At 63.2% G+C, this 19,117-nt stretch carries 16 protein-coding genes; 9 read left to right on the top strand and 7 right to left on the bottom strand.

Going from position 1 to position 19,117, the window contains the following annotated elements; translation table 11 throughout:
* The first annotated feature begins 146 nt into the window (after window positions 1–146).
* Both pdxR and ACWTU8_RS20925 read left to right on the top strand, forming a co-directional pair.
* Window positions 147–1,640: a MocR-like pyridoxine biosynthesis transcription factor PdxR gene (gene pdxR, locus ACWTU8_RS20930; protein WP_455849675.1), complete on the top strand. Its 1,494-nt coding sequence runs from the start codon at window positions 147–149 to the stop codon at window positions 1,638–1,640.
* 186 nt (window positions 1,641–1,826) lie between these two features.
* Window positions 1,827–3,416, top strand: a complete 1,590-nt coding sequence (locus ACWTU8_RS20925; RefSeq protein ID WP_455849674.1) for a trimethylamine methyltransferase family protein — start codon at window positions 1,827–1,829, stop codon at window positions 3,414–3,416.
* A 21-nt stretch (window positions 3,417–3,437) separates the two neighbouring features.
* Here the strand turns inward: ACWTU8_RS20925 and ACWTU8_RS20920 are convergent, their stop codons facing one another.
* From ACWTU8_RS20920 to ACWTU8_RS20910, 3 genes are read right to left on the bottom strand one after another with little or no spacing between them, the layout of a single operon-like run.
* Complete coding sequence (locus ACWTU8_RS20920; RefSeq protein WP_455849673.1) at window positions 3,438–3,836, bottom strand: hypothetical protein; 399 nt, start codon at window positions 3,834–3,836, stop codon at window positions 3,438–3,440.
* A gap of 54 nt (window positions 3,837–3,890) precedes the next feature.
* Window positions 3,891–5,294 (bottom strand): chromate efflux transporter, encoded by a 1,404-nt coding sequence (gene chrA, locus ACWTU8_RS20915; RefSeq protein WP_455849672.1) that lies wholly within the window; start codon window positions 5,292–5,294, stop codon window positions 3,891–3,893.
* Window positions 5,291–6,106 carry a chromate resistance protein ChrB domain-containing protein gene (locus ACWTU8_RS20910; RefSeq protein WP_455850016.1) on the bottom strand — a complete coding sequence of 272 codons (816 nt, stop codon included), beginning with the start codon at window positions 6,104–6,106 and terminating at the stop codon, window positions 5,291–5,293. The genes chrA and ACWTU8_RS20910 overlap by 4 nt, the downstream gene beginning before the upstream one ends.
* A 191-nt stretch (window positions 6,107–6,297) precedes the next feature.
* On the opposite strand from ACWTU8_RS20910, the gene ACWTU8_RS20905 reads away from it, so the two are divergent.
* Entirely contained in the window at window positions 6,298–6,714 is a 417-nt protein-coding gene (locus ACWTU8_RS20905; protein WP_455849671.1) for a GFA family protein, read from the top strand.
* Between the two features lie 174 nt (window positions 6,715–6,888).
* Here ACWTU8_RS20905 and ACWTU8_RS20900 read toward each other — a convergent pair whose 3' ends face one another.
* Entirely contained in the window at window positions 6,889–8,694 is a 1,806-nt protein-coding gene (locus ACWTU8_RS20900) for an IlvD/Edd family dehydratase (RefSeq protein ID WP_455849670.1), read from the bottom strand.
* A 157-nt stretch (window positions 8,695–8,851) separates the two neighbouring features.
* Here ACWTU8_RS20900 and ACWTU8_RS20895 point away from each other — a divergent pair, with 157 nt between their 5' ends.
* The gene (locus tag ACWTU8_RS20895) at window positions 8,852–9,301 is read left to right on the top strand and encodes an SRPBCC family protein (protein ID WP_455849669.1); all 450 of its coding nucleotides are present in this window, start codon (window positions 8,852–8,854) and stop codon (window positions 9,299–9,301) included.
* Window positions 9,302–9,457: 156 nt separating this feature from the next.
* Here the strand turns inward: ACWTU8_RS20895 and ACWTU8_RS20890 are convergent, their stop codons facing one another.
* The gene (locus ACWTU8_RS20890) at window positions 9,458–10,651 is read right to left on the bottom strand and encodes an Mrp/NBP35 family ATP-binding protein (RefSeq protein ID WP_455849668.1); all 1,194 of its coding nucleotides are present in this window, start codon (window positions 10,649–10,651) and stop codon (window positions 9,458–9,460) included.
* A 240-nt stretch (window positions 10,652–10,891) separates the two neighbouring features.
* Between ACWTU8_RS20890 and ACWTU8_RS20885 the strand changes: the two genes are divergently transcribed.
* Window positions 10,892–11,269 carry a VOC family protein gene (locus ACWTU8_RS20885; RefSeq protein WP_455849667.1) on the top strand — a complete coding sequence of 126 codons (378 nt, stop codon included), beginning with the start codon at window positions 10,892–10,894 and terminating at the stop codon, window positions 11,267–11,269.
* Between the two features lie 42 nt (window positions 11,270–11,311).
* Here the strand turns inward: ACWTU8_RS20885 and ACWTU8_RS20880 are convergent, their stop codons facing one another.
* Together ACWTU8_RS20880 and ACWTU8_RS20875 are read right to left on the bottom strand one after the other, a co-directional pair.
* A complete protein-coding gene (locus ACWTU8_RS20880; protein ID WP_455849666.1) occupies window positions 11,312–12,316 on the bottom strand; it encodes an anion permease in 1,005 nt (334 codons plus the stop codon).
* A gap of 3 nt (window positions 12,317–12,319) precedes the next feature.
* A complete protein-coding gene (locus ACWTU8_RS20875) occupies window positions 12,320–12,961 on the bottom strand; it encodes a DUF47 family protein (protein ID WP_455849665.1) in 642 nt (213 codons plus the stop codon).
* Window positions 12,962–13,126: 165 nt separating this feature from the next.
* Between ACWTU8_RS20875 and ACWTU8_RS20870 the strand changes: the two genes are divergently transcribed.
* From ACWTU8_RS20870 to fdhF, 4 genes are all read left to right on the top strand, one after another.
* Window positions 13,127–14,026 carry a LysR family transcriptional regulator gene (locus ACWTU8_RS20870; RefSeq protein ID WP_065005975.1) on the top strand — a complete coding sequence of 300 codons (900 nt, stop codon included), beginning with the start codon at window positions 13,127–13,129 and terminating at the stop codon, window positions 14,024–14,026.
* Between the two features lie 133 nt (window positions 14,027–14,159).
* Window positions 14,160–14,639: a formate dehydrogenase subunit gamma gene (locus ACWTU8_RS20865; RefSeq protein WP_455849664.1), complete on the top strand. Its 480-nt coding sequence runs from the start codon at window positions 14,160–14,162 to the stop codon at window positions 14,637–14,639.
* Window positions 14,636–16,192, top strand: coding sequence for a formate dehydrogenase beta subunit (locus ACWTU8_RS20860; protein ID WP_455849663.1), 1,557 nt, complete (start codon window positions 14,636–14,638; stop codon window positions 16,190–16,192). Before ACWTU8_RS20865 ends, ACWTU8_RS20860 begins: the two co-directional genes overlap by 4 nt.
* Window positions 16,193–16,204: 12 nt before the next feature.
* Window positions 16,205–19,117, top strand: coding sequence for a formate dehydrogenase subunit alpha (gene fdhF / locus ACWTU8_RS20855; RefSeq protein ID WP_455849662.1), 2,913 nt, complete (start codon window positions 16,205–16,207; stop codon window positions 19,115–19,117).

The raw sequence follows: 19,117 nt of genomic DNA, 5'->3' as shown, positions 1-19,117 counted from the left end.
ACGCCAGGGGATGACGCGTTGCAGCGAAGGATCACTGGCGTAAATCCCAGCGATCAGAAAAATTGATTGGCGCAACAGCTTGTGCCACCGGTACATTCGACTGGTCCAGCCAAGTGAAAAAAGCTGGCCATCGAGGAACATCTTCCATGCCACAGCGAAACGACACGGCCATATGGTCCGGCTTGTTCCGGATTTCGGCGGAATCCGGCCAGACCCTGCAGGCACAGATCCGTCAAGCGATCGTCGCCGCCATCCTAGACCGGCAGATCGCCGCCTCGATGCCGCTTCCGTCCTGCCGGATCCTGGCCGAGAAACTCGGCGTGGCGCGCGGCACCGTGGTGCTGGCCTTCCAGCAACTCGTCGACCAGGGTTTCCTTGTGGCGCGCGAACGGCGCGGCCATTTCGTCAATCCGGACGTGCTGGCGACGCCGGCCAAACCGCACCAGAAGGCGCCCGACCAGGCCAATGAGATCGACTGGAAGGCGCGCCGACAGATCGCGGCCAGCGACATGCCGCCGCCGGCCAAGCACGACAACTGGATCAAGTCGTCCTACCCCTTTGTCTATGGCCAGTTCGATCCGGCACTGTTCCCGACCGCCGAGTGGCGCGAGTGCAACCGCATGGCGCTCGCCGTGCTCGAAATCCGCAACTGGGCGTCCGACATGGTCGACCGCGACGATCCGCTGCTGATCGAGCAGATCCAGGCGCGGCTGTTGCCGCGGCGCGGCATCTTCGCCAACCCCGATGAGATCATCGTCACGCTCGGCGCGCAGAATGCGCTCTACATGCTGGCGACGCTGCTGATGACCAAAGGCTCCAAGGTCGCCATGGAGGACCCCGGCTATCCCGACGCACGCTCGATCTTCCGGCTGGCGGGCGCCGACGTCACACCGGTCCCGGTCGACCACTCCGGCATCGTAACCGCTTCTATTTCCAGTGATTCCGGCTTCGTCTTCGTGACGCCCAGCCACCATTGCCCGACCATGGTGCCGCTGTCGGCGGAGCGCCGGCAGGACCTGCTGGCGCGCGCCAATCGTCACAATCAGATCATCATCGAGGACGGCTATGACAGCCAGCTTCTGGACGAAGCGCCGCAGCAGGCGCTGAAGAGCCTCGACCGCTCGGGCCGCGTCATCTATGTCGGCTCGATGTCGAAGACGCTGGCTCCGGGCCTTAGGCTCGGCTACATCGTGGCCTCGGCCGGGCTGATCTCCGAGCTTCGCGCGCTACGCCGCTTCATGCTGCGTCATCCGCCGGCCAACAACCAGCGCGCGGTCGCACTGTTCTTGTCGCTTGGCCACCATGAGGCGCTGGTGCGGCGGCTGTCGAGCGCTTTCGACGAACGGCGCAAGCGTCTGATCCATGCAATTTCCGCTTTCCTGCCGGAGTGGCGCTCGACCGATTCCGCCGGTGGCGCGTCGCTCTGGCTCGAAGGGCCGCGCGGCACCGATTCGCGCGGGCTGGCCGAGGCCGCTGCCTCGCGCAGCGTCATCATCGAGCCTGGCGACCGCTTCTTCGACCGCACCGAAAAGCCGTCGCGCTTCATGCGGCTGGGCATCTCCTCGATTGCGCTGCAGCACATCGAGCCCGGCATCCGCGAACTGGCGACGGCGGCCGGGCGCAGGCCGGCGGCGGCTTGATGCCTCGGTCGGGGCGTGACAGAGACCGGCCGCCATTCTTTAGCGCTCTGGCATATGTGACGGGACCGTCTGGCTCATAGGCTGCACCAATGCCGGCGGCATAGTTCGAGGCATAAGGGGACGAAGCACGCCGATGGTGGACCAACCACCGCCGCCCGCTTCGCAGCTAAAGGTGGAGTGCCTCCCATGTCAGTGGCTGTTGAGAAGCCGGATATGCCCTCGGACCAACGTTCGCGGCGTTCCGGGGGGCGCGAAGCGCGCCGCGCCATGCGGGCGGCGCCGCTTGCCGACGATATCAAGCCGGTGCGCGCCGGCCTCGAAGGCGGAAGCTACGGGCCGCTCAGCGAAAACGACCGCGAGCGCATCCACGAAGCGGTGCTAACGCTGCTTGAAACGGTCGGCTTCGCCAATGCCATCCCATCCTGCATCGAGGCGCTGACCAAGGCCGGCGCCACGCTCGGCGAGGACGGCCGCATTCGTTTTCCGCGCGCGCTCGTCCTCGACACCATCAAGAAGGCCGCACGCCACTTCACCCTGCATGGCCAGGATCCCAAGCACGACATGCTGATCCAGGGCAAGCGCGTGCATTACGGCACGGCGGGCGCCGCCGTGCATCTGGTCGACGTCGAGAAGCGCGAGTATCGAGAGTCGCTGCTGCAGGACATCTATGACGCCGCCCGCATCGTCGAAGGGCTCGACAACATCCATTTCTTCCAGCGGCCGATGGTGCCGCGCGACATTCCCGATCCGCTCGACATGGATTTCAACACGCTCTACGCCTGCGTGATGGGCACGTCGAAGCATGTCGGCACGTCCTTCACGGTGCGCGAGAACGTCAAGCCGGCGCTCGACATGCTCTATGCCATTGCCGGCGGCGAAGCGAATTTTCGCGCGCGGCCTTTCGTCTCAAATTCGAACTGTTTTGTCGTGCCGCCAATGAAATTCGCCGAGGACGCCTGCGGCGTGCTCGAGGCCTGCGTCGAAGGCGGCATTCCAATCCTGTTGCTGTCGGCCGGCCAGGCAGGCGCCACGGCGCCGGCGGCGATCGCCGGGGCGGTGGTGCAAGCAGTGGCCGAAGTGCTCGCCGGCCTCGTCTATGTCAACGCCATCAAGCCGGGGCATCCGGCGATCTTCGGCACCTGGCCGTTCGTCTCGGATCTCAGGACCGGCGCCATGTCAGGCGGTTCGGCCGAGCAAGCGGTGCTGACGGCTGCCTGCGCCCAGATGGCGCAGTTCTACGACCTGCCCGGTGGTTCGGCCGCCGGCATGACGGATTCGAAACTGCCTGATATCCAGTCCGGTTACGAAAAGGGCATCACCGACGTGATGGCGGGCCTTGCCGGCCTCAATCTCGTCTACGAATCGGCCGGCATGCACGCCTCGCTGCTCGGTTTCTGCCTGGAAAGCCTGATCATCGACAACGACATGCTTGGCCATTGCCTGCGCTGCGTGCGCGGCATCGAGGTGACCGATGAGTCGCTGTCGATAGACACCATCGCCGACGTCTGCCTGAAGGGGCCGGGTCACTATCTCGGCAATGAGCAGACGCTGCGGCTGATGCAGACGGAATATTTCTACCCGGCGGTTGGCGACCGGTTTTCGCCGAAGGAGTGGAACGAGAAAGGCAGGCCCGACATCTTGCAGCGGGCGATCATCGAGAAGAAACGCATCCTCGCCGAGCGCTTCCCGCGCCATGTCCCGAAGCTGGTCGACGACAAGTTGCGCGCCCGCTTCGGCAATCTTATCCATCTGCCGCGCAGCGGCATGGGCGGCTGAGAACGCTTCTCGTCAAAACGGTCAGTCGGTCCTCAACCCATAGCGCTCGACGACCTCGCCACTGATCAGCTTGGCATGCAGCGTCATCAGTATGATTTGCGCATCGAAGCTGTCGCCGGCCTCAAGTGCCGCCTCCAGCCGGCGCTCCGCATCCAACCTATGTTGAAGGCCGTTGGATTGCTCGAATGCTTCCGGCCCGGCAACACAATAGCCAAATAGCTGCGCCACCGCTGGATAGGCTTGTAGTGGCGGCTCGTCAGACCAGTGGTCCTTCATCAGATTGACGATGGTGAGCTTTGCTCCCTCCGGCACAAGGGCGGGATGAAGGTCGACGCCGCGTAACGCGGCGTCGAGTTGCCTGAGGTCGCCTGATCGGCCGAACATTCCGAGGAAGCCTAGGGAAGAGCGTGGTCTCGCCATGATGTTCCTATCCGAATGCCCGAACTACAATGAAGCGACGGCTGCACGCAGCCGCTATCCGCTCGCTGCCAGCAACAAAACACCGGCGAGGGCCGATCCCGCAAGCGTCGGCAGCATGCCGATCTTCAGCTTCAGAATGGCGATCATGGCAGCACACGACAGCAGCGCCGCGCGCCAGTCGATGGATGAGAGCACCGGCACGTCCATTCCAAGCCCGATGTTGCGCACTTCGCCGAAGATGACGTGCAAGCCGAACCACAGAGCGAGATTCATGATGACGCCGACGACGGCGGCAGTGATCGCGGTCAGCGCTGCCGACAGCGCCTTGTTGCCGCGCAGGGCTTCGATGTAGGGCGCACCGAGGAATATCCAGAAGAAGCAAGGCGTGAACGTCGCCCATAGGGTGAGCATCGCCCCAAGCGATCCTGCAAGCAGCGGGCTCAACGATCCGGATTGGCGGAACGCGGCAAGAAAGCCAACGAACTGCAGGACCAGAATGAGCGGACCAGGCGTGGTTTCGGCAAGCCCGAGGCCATCGACCATTTCACCGGGTGCGAGCCAGCCGAAGGACTCGACCGCTGCCTGCGCGACATAGGCAAGGACCGCGTAAGCGCCGCCGAAGGTGACGACCGCCATGACGCTGAAGAAGCCACCGATCTCAGTCCACACGCTGGTGGATCCGGTGAACGCCCAGATCAGCAGCACGGGGCCGAGCCAGATCGGCAGCCAGATCGCAATGATGCGCGGCGCATGCCATCGCGTCGGCCTGGTGTGGGCCAGCTCGCCGCGCTCGAACATCAGGTCGACCGCGCCCTTGATGTCGGGAACCGCGTCTTTGCCGTGTGCCGCACCCGAAAAAAGGGCCGGCGCAACACGGTTTCCAATCCAGCCCGTCACGCCGGCAAGCAGGATGATGAGCGGAAACGGCAGGTTCAATGCATAGATGGCAATGAAGGCGGCGAGCGCGATCGAAACCATGACCCGGTTCTTCAGGGCCCGACGTCCGATCCGGATCATCGCCTCGATCACGATGGCGAGCACGGCCGCTTTCACCCCGAAAAACAGCGCCTCGACGAGGGGAGCGTCGCCGTATAGCGCATAGAGGATGCTCAAGGTGAGCATCACAAGCGCGCCCGGAGCGACGAACAGGATACCGGCGACCAGGCCGCCGATCGTCCGGTGCAACAGCCAGCCGATATAGATGGCGAGTTGCTGGGCTTCAGGGCCGGGCAGCATCATGCAGTAGTTCAATGCATGCAGGAAACGTTGCTCGCCGATCCAACGCCGTTCCTCGACCAATTCCTTGTGCATGAGCGCGATCTGGCCGGCCGGCCCGCCGAAGCTGAGCAGGCCGATTTTCGCCCAGAGCTTTACGCCTTCGCGGAAGGTTGGCGCAGTCGGCGCTTCGACGATCTCGCCCCCCGAAGCCTCGGTTCTGTCAGAAACCGGGGCGCTCATGGCTTGCTCACGCTTGGCCAGTTGTGCGTCTCCTCGGTGGCGTCGCGGCACCATCGGTAAAACGCATCGTAGAGCAGCATGCCTGCCTCCAGCTGTTCCAGATCGTCGCGAAACATCCGCGACAGGCCAAGCGAGGCGGCCAGGAGTCCGGCCGCCTGGGGAACCAGATCGAGACTTGCAGTGTCGGCTGCGCGCACAATAATGGCCAGGCGGTCGAGCGCCTCGGATTCGAGCCCGAACTCTTCGATCATCGTGTCGAAGGTGCAGCGTTCGCCGCGATGTGACCAGAACACATTGTCGATGTCGAAAGGCACGGCCTGAAAGCGATCCGCAGTGGCCAACACTTCGGCCGCCTCGACAAAGAGGAAAACAGCGCTCGGATCGATGAAACGCCGGATCAACCAGGGGCAGGCGATGCGATCGACCTTCGGGCGGGCCCGCGTCACCCATACGGTGCGGCCTTTTCCATCGCGGGGCGGTATCTTGCCGGCATCGACCAAAAGCCCCTTGGCATCGCGCCAGGCCTCGAAGCCGCCTTCGAGGGATTCGGCACTGACGCCCTCATGCCGCAGCCATGCGGCCACGCCTTGCGAGAGCTTTTGTCCTCTTTGGCAGATGACCTCCACTCGGCTGCCGGCGTATTCGGACGCCCAGGTAGAGACGGTTTTGAAATCACGCCGGCTTGTGGCCGGGAGCAGGCGCGGATCGGCGTTGTAATCATCTTCGATGCGAACATCGATGATTGCAGGCGCACCCGGCAGACCAATCAGACGGGATAGTTGGGATACGGTGATAGCGGTTGTCGACGGCATGGCGTCCACCTCCTTGAGAGAGAAGCTTGGACGCGAACGTTGGGCTGACGCCTCACGGGGTCGTCGCGATGCACCCCTTGCATGATCGTGGATTTGTTGCGCCCGCTTGTCAAGCGTTATGCCTGAAGCAAAGGATGCTCTGGCTCCGGCGGCCGGTTTGGCGGAGCCAGAACACGTCTGGGAGGAAAACCATGAAAAAGACCTATCACGGCAGCTGCCATTGCGGTGCGGTGCGTTTCGAAGCCGACATCGACCTCGCCGAAGGCATCCGCAAATGCAATTGCAGCTTCTGCTGGAAGCTCGGCTACCGGAAATCCTTCGCGGCCTATGAGGCCGTGCGGGTGACGGGCCGCGACCGGATGAGGGAATACAAGGCGACGCCGTCGAACTGGCCGGAAGGCGACATCAACCACCATATGTGCCCGAACTGCGGCGCGAATTTTCTCTCGCGCGGCTATCTCGACTTCATGGGCGGGAACTTCTGGGCGGTGAACGTCGCCTGCCTCGACGACGTCACCGAAGAGGAACTCTCCGCAGCACCAATTGTCTATGAGGACGGCAAGCGCGACAGGCAGGACAAAGCGCCGGAGATCACCGGCTATCTCTGAACGGCGGGCCCAGCAAACATATAGCGGCGGCTCGATCGTATCAAGCCGCCGCCAGCGGAAAGCGCCGCAGACCGGCGTCTAAAGCGCCTCGTCTGAAACACGCGACCCCCTTTAGACCTTGCTTTTATGCATGTCGTTGTCCCAAAACCGCTGCACACTTTTGGGCGACATTCATTAGTGATTGTCCCGCGGCACGCCGCGGGTGTGCGCCACATCCTGGTATTTCACCGCCGGTTTCAGCACCATTCCTTCGGAAAACTGGTCGACCATGCCGCGCTGGATCTCCTGCCATGGCGTCTGGTGCTTGGGGTAGTGATAGCCGCCACTGTTCTGCAGCTCAGCGCGACGGCGCGTGATCTCGTCGTCGGTGACGAGAATGTCGGCGGTGCCCTTGCGCAGGTCGATGCGGACGCGGTCACCGGTCTTCAACAGCGCCAGCCCGCCGCCTATGGCGGCTTCGGGCGAGGCGTTGAGGATCGACGGCGAGCCCGACGTGCCCGACTGGCGACCGTCGCCGATGCAGGCCAGCGCATGAATGCCCTTCTTGATAAGATGGGCCGGCGGCTGCATGTTGACGACTTCCGCGCCGCCCGGATAACCGATCGGGCCGGCGCCGCGCATGAACAGGATCGTGTGCTCGTCGATGCCTTGCGCCGGATCGTCGATGCGGGCGTGGTAGTCTTCGGGCCCGTCGAAGACCATGGCGTTGCCTTCGAAGGCCTCGGGGTCCTTCGGGTTCGACAGATAGCGTTCGCGGAATTCGGGCGAGATACCGCTGGTCTTCATAATCGCCGAATCAAACAGATTACCCCTAAGATTGATGAAGCCGGCATTGGCTTTCAGCGGCTCGGCGACGGTGCGGATGACGTTGAGATTCTCGTTGACGGCCCCACTGCAATTGTCGCCCATCGTCTTGCCGTTGACGGTCATGGCGTCGGGATGGGGCAACAGCCCGGCCTTCATCAGTTCGGCCACCACCGCCGGCACGCCACCGGCATGATGATAATCCTCGCCGAGATATTCGCCCGACGGCTGCAGGTTGACGATGAGCGGTATTTTGAGGCCGACCTGCTGCCAATCGTCATTGTCGAGCGGCACGCCGAGATGGCGTGCGATGGCGTTGAGATGGATCGGCGCGTTTGTCGAGCCGCCGATGGCCGAATTGACGACGATGGCATTCTCGAACGCCTGTCGGGTCATGATGTCGGAGGGCTTCAGATCCTCATGCACCATGTCGACGATGCGTTTTCCCGTCTCATAGGCGATCTGGCCACGCTCGCGATAGGGAGCGGGGATCGCGGCCGAGCCAGGCAGCTGCATGCCGAGCGCCTCGGCAAGCGAATTCATGGTGGTGGCGGTGCCCATGGTGTTGCAATAGCCGGTGGACGGCGCCGAGGAGGCGACGATGTCCATGAACTCGTCATAGCCGATTTCGCCTGCCGACAGGCGCTGGCGCGATTCCCAGACGATGGTGCCGGAGCCGGTGCGCTTGCCCTTATGCCAGCCGTTCAGCATCGGGCCGACCGACAGCGCGATAGCCGGAATGTTGACGGTGGCCGCTGCCATCAGCAGGGCCGGCGTCGTCTTGTCGCAGCCGATGGTGAGCACGACGCCGTCGAGCGGGTAGCCGTAGAGCACCTCGACCAGGCCGAGATAGGCGAGGTTGCGGTCGAGTGCGGCGGTTGGGCGTTTGCCCGTCTCCTGGATCGGGTGGCATGGGAACTCGAAAGGGATGCCGCCCATCGAGACGATGCCGTCGCGCACGCGCTTGGCCAGCTCGATATGATGGCGATTGCAGGGCGACAGATCCGAGCCGGTCTGGGCGATGCCGATCAGCGGCTTGCCCGACATCAGTTCGGCACGCGTCAGCCCGTAATTCAGATAGCGCTCGAGGTAAAGCGCCGTCATCCCCGGATTGTCGGGATTGTCGAACCACTCCTGCGAGCGAAATTTCTTTTTCTGCGTGGGGGCGCCGGCCATCATGGTCTCCGTATTTGTATGACAAATCGATATGACAACGCGCGAGAGCAGGCAAGAGGCACGCGCCATCCGAATCCGGACTTTGGTGCGATAGACATGCGTCTACCCTCACGCTAGACCGCATCGGGGCCTGTCAGTTTGTATCCTGGAGATTTTGATGGCTTTGGTGATCGAAGGCGAGGAACGCATCGCCGCACCCCTGCAAAAGGTGTGGGAAGCGCTGAACGACCCGGACGTTCTGAGGCAGACCATTCCGGGCTGCCAGAGCCTCGAAAAGAAGTCGGACACCGAGATGGGAGCGACCGTGGTGGTCAAAATCGGCCCCATCAAAGCGACGTTCAACGGCGAGGTGACGCTGAGGAACCTCAACCCGCCGCATTCCTACACCATCCAGGGCGAGGGCAAGGGTGGCATCGCCGGCTTCGCCAAAGGCGGCGCCGATGTGACCCTGACCGCCGATGGCCCGGAGGCGACGATCCTGAGATATGCGGCCAAGGCCGACGTCGGCGGAAAGATCGCCCAGCTCGGCAGCCGGCTGATCGAATCGACATCGAAGAAGCTTGCCGGGCAGTTTTTTTCGTCGTTCGGCGAGAAGGTGGGCGGCTGATCCCTCCCCCTTGAGGGGAGGGTGGCCCGAAGGGCCGGGTGGGATCCGCAGCGACGCGCTCCGACATTTCTTTCGTAAGAGGTCGAGGCGGTTGAGACGACCCCTCCCGCCGCGCTTAGCGCGGCACCCTCCCCTTAAGAGGGAGGGATATCCGCGTCACTCAAACACGATGCTCGGCACGGCGGCTTCAGCCGCGCCGCGTTCTTCGTTGACCCTGCCCCAGACGTTCGAGGCGATGTCGCGGTATATCTTCGCCTCGGCGCTATCGGGCTTCGAGACCACCACCGGCGTGCCGGCATCCGAGCTTTCGCGGATGCCCATTTCGAGCGGCACTTCGCCGAGGAAGGTGACACCGAGACGCTCGGCCTCGCGGCGCGCGCCGCCATGGCCGAAGATGTCGTAGCGCTTGCCGGTGTCGGGGGCGAGGAAATAGCTCATATTCTCGACGATGCCCAACACCGGCACGTCGACCTTCCTGAACATGTTGAGGCCTTTCCGGGCATCGATGAGGGCCAGATCCTGCGGTGTCGAGACGATAACGGCGCCGGCCAGCGGCACCTGCTGGGCCATGGTCAGTTGCGCATCGCCGGTGCCGGGCGGCATGTCGACGACGAGCACGTCTAGCGGACCCCATTCGACCTCGCGCAGCATCTGCGTCAGCGCCGACATCACCATCGGCCCGCGCCAGATCATCGGCGTCTCCTCATCGACGAGGAAGCCCATCGACATAACCTTCAGGCCGTAATTCTCCATCGGCTTCAGGATTTTGCCGTCGACGGTCTGCGGCCGGCCATGGATCTTGAGCAGCCGCGGCATGGACGGGCCGTAGATGTCGGCGTCGAGCACGCCGACCCTCAGGCCGTTGGCGGCGAGGCCAAGCGCGATGTTGACGGCAGTGGTCGACTTGCCGACGCCGCCCTTACCGGAAGCGACAGCGATAATCGCCTCGATGCCGGGCACGCCGCGCTTGCCCTGGCTGTGCGAGGCTGGAGCGTGCGGAGCCGGACGTGGCGCGGCAGCCGGTGCGGCCGGCGGCGCGGGCCTGGGGGCAGGCCGCGCCGGAACCGGAGCCTCCATGCCGCCGCCTTTCCTTTCCGCCGTCAGCGCGACCACGGCGCCAGCGACACCGGGGATCGCCTTGACGACCCGCTCGGCGGCGGCACGCATCGGCTCCATCTCCTGGGCCCGGGCAGCCGGCACCGTGATCGAGAAGAAGACCTTGGAATCGGCAATGAAAATCTCGGAAACCATGCCGAGGTCGACGATGTTGCCGGTGAAGTCCGGTCCGTTGACCGTCTTCAGGCGCTCGATGACGATTTCCTTGGTAACGTTTTCCTGGACGGCGGGCATCAGCTTTTCCTCTGCTTTCCGCTTGAGATAATGCAGTTCCCGAACATAACCAAGCGGCGGAACGACACGCACCGGGCATGGCATCAAAACTCGCGTCTGCTCGTAGGGATTTGCGGGAGTCGAAACGTCCTTACGGAAGAGGCACGCCGATAGCGCAAGCTGCGGTCGCCGAAAGACGAAGCAGCCCTATCTTGTTGCAGGGCTTCGGACGTGCTCGCCAGCAAGGAAAGGAGACCAATCATGCTCGCAAACAGCAACGCAACGGCCAATCTCGCGGTGAAGGACCTGGCCAAGGCCAAGGCCTTCTATGAAGACGTTCTGGGGCTGACGGAGGTTCACAACGAGGGTGGCGAACTGATCGTCTACAAATGCGGCGACACCAGCATCAATGTGTATCACTCGAAGTTCGCCGGAACCAACAAGGCGACGGCGGTGACCTGGATGGTCGGCGACGAAATCGAAAAAATTGTCAGCGGGCTAAGGTCGAAAGGCGTTGTTTTCGAACATTACGACATGCCTCACACAACGGTCGAAGGCGACATCCACGTCGGTCACGGCATGAAGGTCGCCTGGTTCAAAGATCCAGACGGTAACATCCTGAACCTTGTGGACAGGTAGATTCGCTCTGCCGCACCCATGCGACCCCAAGCGCCACCCACGTCACGTCGCCAGGCTGACCGCGAAGTAGGTGAGGGCCGAAATCGCAGCCGTGGCCGGCAGAGTGACAATCCAGGCGATGACGATGTTGCCGGCGATGCCCCAACGCACGGCCGAGACGCGGCGGGCGGCGCCGACACCGATGATGGCGCCGGTGATCGTATGCGTCGTCGACACCGGAATGCCGAGCCAGGTGGCGGCGAACAGGGTGATCGCGCCGCCGGTCTCCGCGCAGAAACCCTGCATCGGATTCAGCCGGGTGATCTTCGAGCCCATCGTGTGGACGATGCGCCAGCCGCCGAACAATGTGCCCAGCGCCAGCGCCGCCTGACAGGTGATGACGACCCATAGCGGCACGTAGAAATTTTCTCCGAGCATGCCCTGCGAATAGAGCAGCACGGCGATGATGCCCATGGTTTTCTGTGCGTCGTTGCCGCCATGGCCGAGCGAATAGAGCGAGGCGGAAACGAACTGCATGACGCGGAACGTGCTATCCACGGCAAACGGTGTCTTGCGCACGAACACCCAGGAAACTGTAAGGATCAAGACAAGCGCCAGCAGAAATCCGGTCGCCGGCGACAGAACGATGGCCGCAATGGTCTTGCCGAGCCCGGCCCAGACGAGAGCGCCGCTGCCTGCCTTTGCAATGCCGGCGCCGACCAGTCCGCCGATCAGCGCATGCGAACTGCTGGAGGGGATGCCGAAGAGCCAGGTGACGATGTTCCAGACAATGGCTCCGACAAGGGCGGCGAAGATCACCCCCGGGGTGACGATGCTGGCGTCGATGATGCCCGTTCCCAGCGTCTCCGCAACATGAAGACCGAAGAACAGGAAGGCGATGAAATTGAAGAAGGCTGCCCACAGCACCGCGTAATGCGGCCTCAGCACGCGGGTGGAGACGATGGTGGCGATGGAGTTGGCGGCATCGTGCAGGCCGTTGAGAAAATCGAAGAATAGCGCAACGGCGATGAGCCCGACCAGCACGGGAAAGGCGATGGCGGCTTCCATTGTCTAAACGTTCTCGATGACGATGCCGCTGATCTCGTTGACGACGTCTTCGAAGCGGTCGACCACCTTTTCCAGCTCGCCATAGATCTCGCTGCCGATCAGATAGGCCATCGGGTCGCTGCGGCCATGCCTCTTGAACAGGTCCTTCAGGCCCTGCTCGTGCAGATCGTCGGCGCGGCCCTCCGCGCGCATGACCTCCTCGGCGATCGCGTTGAGGCGCACGCTGTGAGTCCCGATCTTGCTGAGCAGTGGGATAGCCTCGGCGATCAGCTTGGCTGCAATGACGATGATGCCGCCCATTTCCTGCATCAGCGGGTCGAATTGCTTCTTCTCGAACAGCTTCACCGTCTTGACGGTTTTGTGCATCATGTCGATGGCGTCATCCATCGACTGGATCAGGTCCTTGATGTCACCACGATCGAAAGGCGTAATAAACGAACGCCGCACAGAAAGCAGGACTTCCGCGGTGATGTGATCGGCCTCGTCTTCAAGATCGATGATCTTCTGGCCCCAGCGATCAATGTCCTTACCCTGGAGAAGCTGTTCGAGCGCCTCGGCGGCGCCGACCACGGTACGGGAATGCTGCTCGAACAGGTCGAAGAAGCGATCTTCGCGCGGCAGCAGTTTGCGGAACCAGCCCAGCATGTTCAACCTCCGGTCGCCTACGACTTCGTTTCATCCACATAGCGCCGCATTCGCCCGCCGGAAACAGTAAGCCGGCTGAAAGATGTGGACGCAGCCGATTGCACGTGCGGCTTGCGGCGGAACGCAAATTCCCCGACCTTGCGCGTGACGCACCGGACGGATGGCATGATAGACAAGCTGGAATTCTTCATTGCGCTGGCCAGGGAAGAGCATTTCGGGCGGGCGGCGGAGGTGTGCGGCGTCACCCAGCCGACGCTTTCGGCCGGCATCAAGCAACTCGAGGGCCAGCTCGGCGTGATGCTGGTATTGCGCGGTTCGCGCTTTCAGGGGCTGACGCCGGAGGGAGAACAGGTGCTGGTGTGGGCGCGCCGCATCGTCGGCGATAGCAGGACCATGCGCGAGGAGATGCGGGCAGCGCGTCACGGCCTTTCGGGGCGCATCCGAATCGCGGCCATCCCGACGGCGCTGGCCATGGTGGCGCGGCTGACGACACCTTTTCGGGCAAAACATCCCGGCGTCACCTTCTCGGTGCTGTCGCGCACCTCGATCGAGGTGCTGTCGCTGCTCGGCAATTTCGACATCGACGCCGGCATCACCTATCTCGACAACGAGCCGCTGGGGCGGGTGACCAGCGTGCCGCTCTATGATGAACGCTATCAGCTGATCACCGCGGTCGGAAACCCCTATTCCGACCGCGACAAAGTGACATGGGCGGAGCTCAGCCAGCTGCCGCTCTGCCTGCTGACGCCCGATATGCAGAACCGTCGCATCATCGACCAGCATTTGGCCGAAGCCGGCACGCAGGTGCGGCCGACGCTCGAATCCAATTCGATGATCGTGCTGTTCTCCCATATCCGTACCGGCAAATGGTCCTCGATCATGCCGCTCAACCTATCGGAAACATTCGGCTTTTCCGAGCCGATCCGGGCCATTCCGATTGTCGAGCCGGATGCCAGCCACACCGTCGGGCTGGTGGCGACGCCGCGCGAGCCGCACACCCCGCTGGTCTCGGCGCTGCTGGACGAGGCGATGGCGCTGGCAGACGATTTCCGCGCCCGCCACTGAGCTAGGGATGCAGGCTGAACGGCATCGATAGAAGATTTCTATCGAGCAACGGATCAGCTTTATTGATTAGGTGGGTTTCCTCTGATTTTTTAACCACTTAGCGGAAGATTACTACGACCAGGGAGGGCGCTGCGTGACAATGCAGCCTGCAAGTACCGAGATCGCGTCGCGCACGGCGGTGATCGTCCAGGAGCTGAAGGGCCTCGAAGGCCCGCTGTTGCCGATCCTCCACGGCATCCAGGAAGAGTTCGGTCATGTGCCGCAGGACGCGCTGCCGGTAATCGCCGAGGCGTTGAACATCTCCAAGGCGGAGGTGCACGGCGTCGTTACCTTTTATCATGACTACCGCCGCCACCCGGCCGGGCGGCATGTGCTGAAGCTTTGCCAGGCGGAAGCCTGTCAATCGATGGGCTCGGACTCGATCGCCGCCAAACTCAAGCAATTGCTGGGCATCGGCTTCCACGAGACGGCCCGCGACGGTTCGGTGACGCTGGAACCAGTCTATTGCCTCGGCCTTTGCGCCTGTGCGCCATCGGCGATGCTGGACGGCGAGGTGATCGGCCGGCTCAATGACGAAAAGCTCGACGAGATCGTTGCCGAGGTACGTTCATGATCCCGCGCATCTACATTCCCGGCGATTCTGGCGCACTGGCGCTCGGTGCGGAGAAGGTCGCCAAGGCGGTTCGTGCGGAACTGGCCGATCGCGCCATTGAGGCCAAGATCGTGCGCAATGGTTCGCGCGGCGCCTATTTCCTCGAGCCGATGGTCGAAGTGGCGACAGACAAGGGCCGCGTCGCGTACGGGCCGGTGAAGCCTTCCGACGTCAAAAGCCTGTTCGACAGCGGTTTCCTCACCGGCGGCTACCACAAGCGCTGGCTGGGCGCACCCGACAAGATCCCGTTCCTGGCCAAGCAGACGCGCCTGACTTTCGCGCGTTGCGGCGTCACAGATCCGTTGTCGCTCGACAATTACAAGGCGCATGGCGGGCTGAAGGGCCTGCAGAACGCGGTGGCCATGACGCCGGCCGATGTCGTCAGCCAAGTGACCGAGTCCGGCCTGCGCGGACGTGGCGGCGCCGGCTTCCCGACCGGCATCAAATGGAAGACGGTGCTCGATACCACGGCCGACCGCAAATATATCGTCTGCAATGCCGACGAGGGTGATTCGGGCACATTCGCCGACCGCATGATCATGGAAGGCGACCCGTTCGTGCTGATCGAAGGCATGGCCATTGCCGGCATCGCGACGGGCGCTACCAAGGGTTTCATCTATATCCGCTCGGAATATCCGCACGCGGTAGCGGTCATGCAGAAAGCCGTCGAGATCGCCCGCAAGGCCGGCCTGCTCGGCCTCAACGTGCTGGGTTCTCCAAATACCTTCGACATGGAAGTCCGTGTCGGTGCCGGCGCCTATGTCTGCGGCGAGGAGACCTCGCTGCTCGACAGCCTCGAAGGCAAGCGCGGGCAGGTGCGAGCCAAACCGCCGCTGCCGGCGCACAACGGCCTGTTCGGCAAGCCGACGGTGATCAACAACGTCATCTCGCTGGCGTCGGTACCTGTCATCATGGATAAGGGCGCAGCCTTCTACAAGGATTTCGGCATGGGCCGTTCGCGCGGCACCATCCCGATCCAGATCGCCGGCAACGTCAAATATCCCGGTCTCTATGAGGCTGCGTTCGGCATGACGCTGGGCGAGATCGTTGATGACATCGGCGGCGGCACTGCGACAGGACGTCCGGTCAAGGCCGTGCAGGTCGGCGGCCCGCTCGGCGCCTATTTCCCGCGCGCGCTGTTCGATACGCCGTTCGACTACGAAGCGTTCGCCGCCAAGGATGGATTGATCGGCCATGCCGGTATCGTCGTGTTCGACGACAGCGCCGACATGCTGAAGCAGGCGCGCTTCGCCATGGAATTCTGCAGCATCGAAAGCTGCGGCAAGTGCACGCCCTGCCGCATCGGCTCGACGCGCGGCGTCGAGGTGCTGGACCGGCTCGCCCAGAACATCGAACCCGAGAAGCAGATCGCGCTGGTCACCGACCTTTGCAACACGATGAAGTTCGGCTCGCTTTGCGCTCTGGGCGGCTTCACCCCATACCCGGTCATGAGTGCACTTAACCATTTCCCCGACGACTTTCGGCCGACGCCGGTCGCCGAAGCAGCGGAATAGGAGCGGACAGGTATGAACGCGGCATTCGACATCAAATCGCTGGTCCAGGAAATCGACTACGGCACGCCCGCTTCGGAAGCGGAACAGCAGGTGACGCTGACGGTCGACGGCAAGTCGGTGACCGTGCCGGCGGGGACCTCGATCATGCGCGCTTCGATGGAAGCGGGCGTCGAAATCCCCAAACTCTGCGCGACCGACATGCTGGACTCGTTCGGCTCCTGCCGGGTCTGCCTCGTCGAGATCGATGGACGCGGCGGTACGCCGGCCTCTTGCACGACGCCGGTCGGCGAAGGCATGGTCGTGCACACGCAAACCGACCGCCTCAACGCCATCCGCCGCGGCGTGATGGAACTCTATGTCTCCGACCACCCGACCGGCTGGAATGACAAGGCCGGCACAGGCGCCAGCGAGTTCGACAAGGTCGCCAACACGGTCGGTCTGACCGAGAACCGCTATGGCGTTGACGGCCGCAACCACGTCAAGCAGGAGAACGGCGTAGCGCCCGGCCATGGTTCGCTGGCTGTTGACTACATCGCCCGCGATGAATCCAATCCTTATTTCACCTATGATCCCGCGCAATGCATCGTCTGCTCGCGTTGCGTGCGGGCCTGCGAGGAGGTGCAGGGCACCTTCGCGTTGACCATTGAGGGCCGCGGCTTCGAATCACGCATGGTCGCCGGCATGCACGAGGATTTCATCGCTTCCGAATGCGTTTCCTGCGGCGCCTGCGTGCAGGCCTGCCCGACCGATGCGCTGCGCGAGAAAACGGTGCTTGCCAAGGGCCTGCCGGAGCGCTCGGCCGTGACCACCTGCGCCTATTGCGGCGTCGGCTGCTCGTTCAAGGCCGAGGTCAAGGGCGACGAGGTCATTCGCATGATGCCCTACAAGGAGGGCAAGGCGAACCACGGACATTCCTGCGTGAAGGGCCGTTTCGCTTACGGCTATGCCACCCACAAGGATCGCATCCTGTCGCCGATGATCCGGGAAAAGATTGTCGACCCCTGGCGGGAGGTGAGTTGGGAAGAGGCGATCGCCCATACGGCCAAGGAATTCCGCCGTATCCAGTACCAGTATGGACGCACCGCGATCGGCGGCATCACCTCCTCGCGTTGCACGAACGAGGAAACCTATCTCGTCCAGAAGCTGGTGCGGCAAGGCTTCCGCAACAACAATGTCGATACCTGCGCGCGCGTCTGCCATTCGCCGACCGGCTACGGGCTCGGCCAGACCTATGGCACCTCGGCCGGCACGCAGGATTTCGACTCCGTCGATTACACTGACGTCGCCGTCATCATCGGCGCCAATCCTGCTTCCGCCCATCCGGTGTTCGCCTCGCGGCTGAAGAAGCGGCTGCGCCAGGGCGCCAAGCTGATCGTGCTCGACCCGCGCCGCACCGAGATGGTCAAGTCGGCACATATCGAAGCGGCCTATCACCTGCCGCTGAAGCCCGGCACCAATGTGGCACTGCTGACGGCGCTGGCGCATGTCATCGTTACCGAAGGTCTTTTCGACGAAGCCTTCATCCGCGAACGCTGCGATTGGGCGGAATTCCAGGACTGGGCTTCATTCGTCGCCTTGCCGGAAAACAGCCCAGAAACCGTCGGCAGATTGTCCGGCGTCGATCCCGAACTGATCCGCGGCGCGGCACGTCTCTATGCCACCGGCGGCAATGGCGCGATCTATTACGGCCTCGGCGTCACGGAGCACAGCCAGGGTTCGACCACGGTGATGGCGATCGCCAACCTCGCCATGGCCACAGGCAATATCGGCCGGCCGGGCGTCGGCGTGAACCCGCTGCGCGGCCAGAACAATGTGCAGGGCTCATGCGACATGGGTTCCTTCCCGCATGAGCTGCCGGGCTATCGCCACATCTCCGGCGAAGCCGTGCGCGACATCTATGAGAGCCTTTGGGGCGTGAAACTCGACGACGAGCCCGGCCTGCGCATCCCCAACATGCTGGACGCCGCCGTCGACGGTACCTTCAAGGGCATCTACATCCAGGGCGAGGACATTCTGCAGTCCGACCCTGATACCAAGCATGTCGCGGGCGGTCTTGCGGCGATGGAATGCGTCGTCGTGCACGATCTCTTCCTCAACGAGACCGCGAACTACGCGCATGTGTTCCTGCCGGGCTCGACCTTCCTCGAGAAGGACGGCACCTTCACCAATGCCGAGCGCCGCATCAACATGGTGCGCAAGGTTCTGGAGCCAAAGGCGCGCTACGCCGACTGGGAGGCCACGCAGGAGCTTGCCCGCGCGATCGGGCTGGACTGGAACTACCAGCATCCTTCCGAGATCATGGACGAAATCGCCAAGACGACGCCAAGCTTCGCCAACGTCTCCTTCGAGCTGCTCGACCGTGTCGGATCGGTGCAGTGGCCCTGCAACGAGAAGGCGCCGCTCGGCACCCCGATCATGCATGTCGATGGTTTCGTGCGCGGCAAGGGTAAGTTCATCCGCACCGAATATGTGGCGACGGATGAGCGGACCGGGCCGCGTTATCCGCTGCTGCTCACCACCGGCCGGATCCTGTCGCAGTACAACGTCGGCGCCCAGACGAGGCGCACCGAGAATGTGATGTGGCACGCCGAGGACCGGCTGGAGATCCATGCGCACGACGCCGAGAACCGCGGCATCCGCGAAGGCGACTGGGTGCGGCTGGCGAGCCGTTCCGGCGAGACGACGCTGCGCGCGCTGATCACCGACCGCGTGTCGCCGGGCGTCGTCTATACGACCTTCCATCACCCAGACACGCAGGCGAATGTGATCACGACCGACTTCTCGGACTGGGCAACCAACTGTCCGGAATACAAGGTCACCGCCGTGCAGGTGACGCCGTCCAATGGCCCGACCGACTGGCAGAGGGACTATAACGAGCAGGCCCGCCAGAGCCGGCGCATCGCCCCGCTGGAAGCGGCGGAGTAG

This window comes from Mesorhizobium sp. BHbdii (genome assembly GCF_053848045.1).
The sequence above is the reverse complement of the archived record's forward strand: the minus strand, read 5'-3'. Positions and strand labels throughout refer to the sequence as shown.